This is a genomic window from Belnapia rosea (genome assembly GCF_900101615.1).
GTDB classification, from domain to species: Bacteria; Pseudomonadota; Alphaproteobacteria; order Acetobacterales; family Acetobacteraceae; genus Belnapia; species Belnapia rosea.
Genome location: NZ_FMZX01000072.1, coordinates 1 through 4,986 on the forward strand (window position 1 = coordinate 1; position 4,986 = coordinate 4,986).

4 protein-coding genes and 1 pseudogene are annotated in these 4,986 nt (G+C 62.9%); 1 reads left to right on the plus strand and 4 read right to left on the minus strand.

What is annotated here, in order from left to right; all coding sequences use genetic code 11:
* Window positions 1-62: 62 nt before the first annotated feature.
* Together BLR02_RS27830 and BLR02_RS29130 are read right to left on the minus strand one after the other, a co-directional pair.
* A complete protein-coding gene (locus BLR02_RS27830) occupies window positions 63-773 on the minus strand; it encodes an IS6 family transposase (RefSeq protein ID WP_090665449.1) in 711 nt (236 codons plus the stop codon).
* A 286-nt stretch (window positions 774-1,059) separates the two neighbouring features.
* Complete coding sequence (locus BLR02_RS29130) at window positions 1,060-1,542, minus strand: hypothetical protein (RefSeq protein WP_176849883.1); 483 nt, start codon at window positions 1,540-1,542, stop codon at window positions 1,060-1,062.
* 1,191 nt (window positions 1,543-2,733) lie between these two features.
* Here BLR02_RS29130 and BLR02_RS27840 point away from each other — a divergent pair.
* Window positions 2,734-3,726 (plus strand): Bug family tripartite tricarboxylate transporter substrate binding protein, encoded by a 993-nt coding sequence (locus BLR02_RS27840; RefSeq protein ID WP_090665451.1) that lies wholly within the window; start codon window positions 2,734-2,736, stop codon window positions 3,724-3,726.
* Between the two features lie 121 nt (window positions 3,727-3,847).
* Here BLR02_RS27840 and BLR02_RS27845 read toward each other — a convergent pair whose 3' ends face one another.
* A complete protein-coding gene (locus BLR02_RS27845; RefSeq protein WP_245705003.1) occupies window positions 3,848-4,558 on the minus strand; it encodes an IS6 family transposase in 711 nt (236 codons plus the stop codon).
* A gap of 127 nt (window positions 4,559-4,685) precedes the next feature.
* A pseudogene (locus BLR02_RS31200) lies at window positions 4,686-4,986 on the minus strand (transposase); the annotation flags it as partial.

A 4,986-nucleotide genomic window follows, 5' to 3' on the forward strand; every position in this document is an offset into this window, starting at 1 on the left:
GGCACTGCCAAGTTGTTCAAGCAGGTGTCGCGCTGGATCGTGCGACTTGATGGCGTGCAGGATCACCCTGCGATCTGGACGCAGGTCTCCTCGCGCCAGACCTGGAACGCCTTGCCACGGGCGCGGCGGTACTGTCCGGCGGTCATGAGGTGCCGCCGCGGTCGGAAATGGCCGTAGATCATGGCGTGAGACGACAGGAAACGCTGCGCCTGCCCGGGTGACTTGAAGCGTTGCATCTGGCGCTCTCGGCGCCGAGTGGGTTGGTGGGAGTTCTCAGCTCTGTTGTTCAGGTAGCGGCTGGTACGGTGCTTGACCTCGGGAAGGAGCTCACGCTGCGCTACACCGTAGCTGCGTAGTCCGTCGGTGACGATGCGGCTGGGCTTGAACTTGAGACCGGCAAGCAGGCGCTTGAAGAAGCGTTTGGCCGCGGTGGCGTTCCGCCGGCTCTGCACCAGGATGTCGAGCACGACGCCGTGCTGGTCCACCGCGCGCCAGAGGTAATGCAGCATCCCGTTGATCTTCAGGTACACCTCATCCACGTGCCAGGTGTCGCCCGGCTTTGGCCGGCGCCGACGCATTCTCCGAGCGAAGTGGGGTCCGAACCTCAGGCACCATTGCCGGATGCTCTCGTGGGTGACGTCGATGCCCCGCTCGGCCAAGATCAGCTCGACATCGCGCAGGCTCAAGCTGAAGACGTGGTGGAGCCACACGGCATGGCTGATGATCTCGGCCGGAAAGCGATATCCTGGGTAAGTGGCGGGCTCGGGCGTCATCAACCGAGCTTGGCCCAGCCGCTTCGTTCCGGATAGAGGCCGGCAACTTGGCAATGCCATTGGGGCAGTCCCTGCATCACCTGCGGTACATGAGACAGGGGCTGGAGACATATAGCTTCCCACACGTGCCTTCGGCGCCGGTAAGGCCAAGCCGAGCGAAGTGCATGTAACGATAGGCCGGACAGAGAATTCTTTGCCACAACCACTAGATTTATTCTAACATCGATGCTCGCGCCAAGGTTCAGAGTGGCAGAGGATCAAGCTGTGGCTGTGTTCCGCTCATGGTTCACAAGTCGTGTGTTGGTACTCGGGCGCGGGCGTGGTTGACGCGCTCTGGGTCCTGACCGGCCTTGCCGCGGCACCAGTTGCAGGCCTCGTCGCCTTGAGCAGATACCGGCTGCAGCGCCGGATGGCGACATCTGCAGTGGCCACTGCCGCTACTGGCGAGGAACCACACCACGAGTACCACCTCCCATCCACTATCGAGGCGGCGGAACGTGAGATGGCGATGCTGCTTGGCCGCATGCGGGCCTACCTCCGCGACCCGTATGACTACGCCGCGTCCCGGATCGTAGGCGAGGCCGCGTTCGAGACCTGCCTTGACCGCGCCGGTATCCTTGGCGCTCGGATCGCCGAATTGGCTGGTGTTGCGGCTGTCGGTCCGTCTGAGCACGAGCGCGCACGCGGGCTGATTTTGGAAAGCCTCATGGTTGGCTACCGGATGGCTGACCGAACTGGCGGCGGCGCGGCAACGCGGCAGGGTATGCATCCGCCAGGCCATGGGGCGAGGTCACGCTCGACATTTCGGCCCAAATGAACCGCTCGTCAGGCATGGGTCTGGCTTGATCCGACCGGCCCACCTGCTGCACGAGCGGTCGTCCTGCGCCACGCCAGGGCGGCACCCAAAGCCGCACTGGCATGTTTTTACTCGGCGCTGCCGGTGCCTTCAGACGAAGCACCATTCATCGAATCGCTATCTGGCGCTGTTTGGCTGACCGCCGGAGAGGCTTCCGCCGCAGGCTTTTTCCGAGCGCTGGGCCGACGCGCGGCTGCCTTCCTTGGTGGCGGGGCTTCCGCAGCAGCTTCAGGTGCGACACGGCGTGACGCCAGACGTCTTGTGGCCTTCGGTGCAGAAGCCTTAGGTGCCTTCGCCGACCGTGCCGGTTTAGCAGCAGCGGCCGAGGTCTTGCGGGCGTTTGCAGTGCGCGATGACGAAGCTGCTTTGCGAGCCGCGGGTGCTGCCTTGCCCCGGGCAGACTTGGCCTTTTCTTTTTCCCGGATGGCCTTTGCTTTGTCCTTTCGGGCTGTCAACTTTTCCCGAATTGCGGCCAGCGCCGCCTTTGCGACCTGCGGCCGGCCAGCGTCGGGTGTAGAGTCCAAGGTCTCGAAGAAAGCTTTGATGACCTTGTTGGTGCCGCGTGGAGCGGATGTCTCCGATTTCGCCATTGAAGTTCTTCTCCTGTGTTGGTCGGCATAACACTATTTTGTCGCGCCCACACAAATCTTCGGTGCTCTCATAATTTTCGGGCTCGCATTGGCTATTACGTTCCGCGCGACTGAAGTCAGGTTTGCCTTGCCGATGGTTCCAGGCCGCATATTTTGGCGCACACGGATGCTGCCACATCTACGACTCTTAACAAGTCGGCTAAGAAGTAGATAGCGGGATACCTTGGCTGGATGGCAGTAAATCAAGGAATTGAACTGACTCAACTGTGAAGGCCGATACGCCACCTATTGGCAGGACAGGCATACTGGCCAGATGCCGGCTGCCGATTCGAGGCACGACCTGCTCTCCCTCGTGCTCCGGCAGGTTTCCTCCTTCGCTCGGCCACGGCTTTGACACCGATCGCCGCACGAGACGCCGAACTGGCAACGCTCATCTGGACGACCGGCGGCGAAGCTGGTCTGATCGCCGCTCGCGCCATCCCGCTGGGAGCGGCTAGGGAGGAAAGGGGCGTCCATGCAGGCACTCCTCGGTCGACGCGCTTTGAGCGTCGCAGCACTTTCTGTACTGGCGAGACCCGGGCTGGCACAAACCGACGCGGCTGTGTGGCCAAACCGCCCGGTGCGCCTGATCGTCGGCTATCCTGCCGGCGGATCCACCGACATCTGTGCCCGCATCTTGGCCGAGGACTTCCGCACCCACCTCCCCCAGCCCATGGTGGTAGAGAACCGCACTGGCGCCAACGGCTCCCTTGGCGCCGCCCACGTCGCAGCGGCAACGGATGGCCACACCCTGCTGGTCAGCAACACCAGCACCATGACCGTGAACCACCTGCTTTACCGCGACACACGATACCACCCGCTACGCGACCTGGTGCCCGTCGCCACGATCACGATCAGCCCCTTCATCCTGGTAATCAATCCACGCAATCCGCGCACTCAGGGCGTACGTACGCTGCAGGATCTGATCGCGCTGGCAAGGCGGCAGCCGCAGCGAGTCACCTATGCCTCGGCCGGCGTCGGGAACTTGCAGCACCTCCATATGGAGCAACTGCTGGCCGTTGCTGACGCCCACATGCTGCATGTGCCCTACCGCGGCTCCTCGGTGGCGACCAACGCGATGGTGGCCGGTGAGGTGGACGTATTGTTGGACACCCCCACCACGGGAGGGCCGTTAATTCAGGCTGGTACCTTTTCAGCGTTGGCTACCACTGGTGAGACTCGTTGGCGCGAGTTGCCGGAGGTGCCAACCGTCAAGGAAGCAGGGTATCCGGACTTCACCGCCGTTTTTTGGAACGGCTTGGTCGCACCAGCCAGCACACCACCCGAGTTGGTGCAGCGCCTCTATGGGATGATGCAGGCGGCCGCGAAATCGCCAACGGCGCGCCCTCCGCTGCTAACTCAAGGCGATATCTTCGTGCTGGACCCCATGCGGTTTCGTGAGCGCATCGCCGCCGATATCGAGCGCAATGCTATGGCCATCAAGGCTGCCGGCATCGAGATGCAGTAGGATCGCCGCGGCATCGTGTTGCACGGGTCAACGGCTTGGACGCATTGGTCCCTGCCCACGTTCGGGATGGTTCTGTTGCGAAGTCTACAGCGGGCGGTGAATGGGATTGGCAGCGGGTGAATCAGGCACCTACGTCGAACAACTCGGCGATGAAGGTTGCTTGGGCTCGGATGTCGCGTCCGCCAATCCTCCGAACCTGCCCCTTCCTCACCATCGCCATCACCTCGTAGCCTGCCAGGGTTCGTCGTGCCGTCCAGAAGCTGCCGAAGCCGAGCCCTGGTCTGATCAAGCGTTTCATGCGCCGATGGTCTTGTTCCACTATGTTATTGAGGTGCTTGACCTGGCGTAGCCGCGAGCGTCGCCACAGCTCACCGTCTGCTTTCAGCTCCGCCACCGCGCGTGGGTAGGCCGGGTTCTTGTCCACCGTGATGGTGCGTGGGTCCACCGTGTGCGGCTGCCCCAGCGCCTTGCGGAAGAAGCGCTTTGCTGCCGCGGCGTCCCGCTTTGCGGAAAGCAAGAAGTCGATGGTTTGACCGCGGCTGTCGACCGCGCGGTACAGGTAGGTCCAGCGGCCCTTCACCTTCACATAGGTCTCGTCGACCCGCCACGAGCCATTGCTTGGATGCAGGTGGGGCCGGATCCGCCGGTCCAGCTCCGGCGCATAGGCCTGGATCCAGCGGAAGATCGTGGTGTGTGCGATGGTGACGCCGCGGTCTTGCAGCATGAGCTCGAGATCGCGGTAGCTGATGGGGAACATCAGGTACCAGCGGACCGCCCAGAGGATCACCTCAACGGTGAACTGCCGGCCCTTGAAGCTCAGATCCGCCCGCACTTTCGCCAGCCGCTGTTTCACCATGCCTTAGCCTGGCCGCGATCCCGCCAGACCACAAAAGATGCAACAGAACCAGGCGGATCATGGCCAGGGTGATCATGACTTCCGAGATCTGCGGTAGCGCCTCGTAGTCCTTCGATAGGCGCCTCCATCGCCCAAGCCAACCAAGCGACCTCTCCACCACCCAACGCCGCGGCTGCACTGCGAAGCCGATTGTGCCTGCGATGCGGCGAACGATGACCAGCATCAGACCGGCCAGGAAGCAGGCGAGCAAGGCGGCGAGCCGGTTGTAGATGCTGTCCGCGAATACGATCCGGAGCCAATTGTAGAGGGGCTTCACGCGCTTCAGCAGGTCCGGGAGACCATCGGCGTCCTGGATGTCGGCCGCATGCACGACCACGCCCAGCAGCAGCCCCTGGGTGTCCACG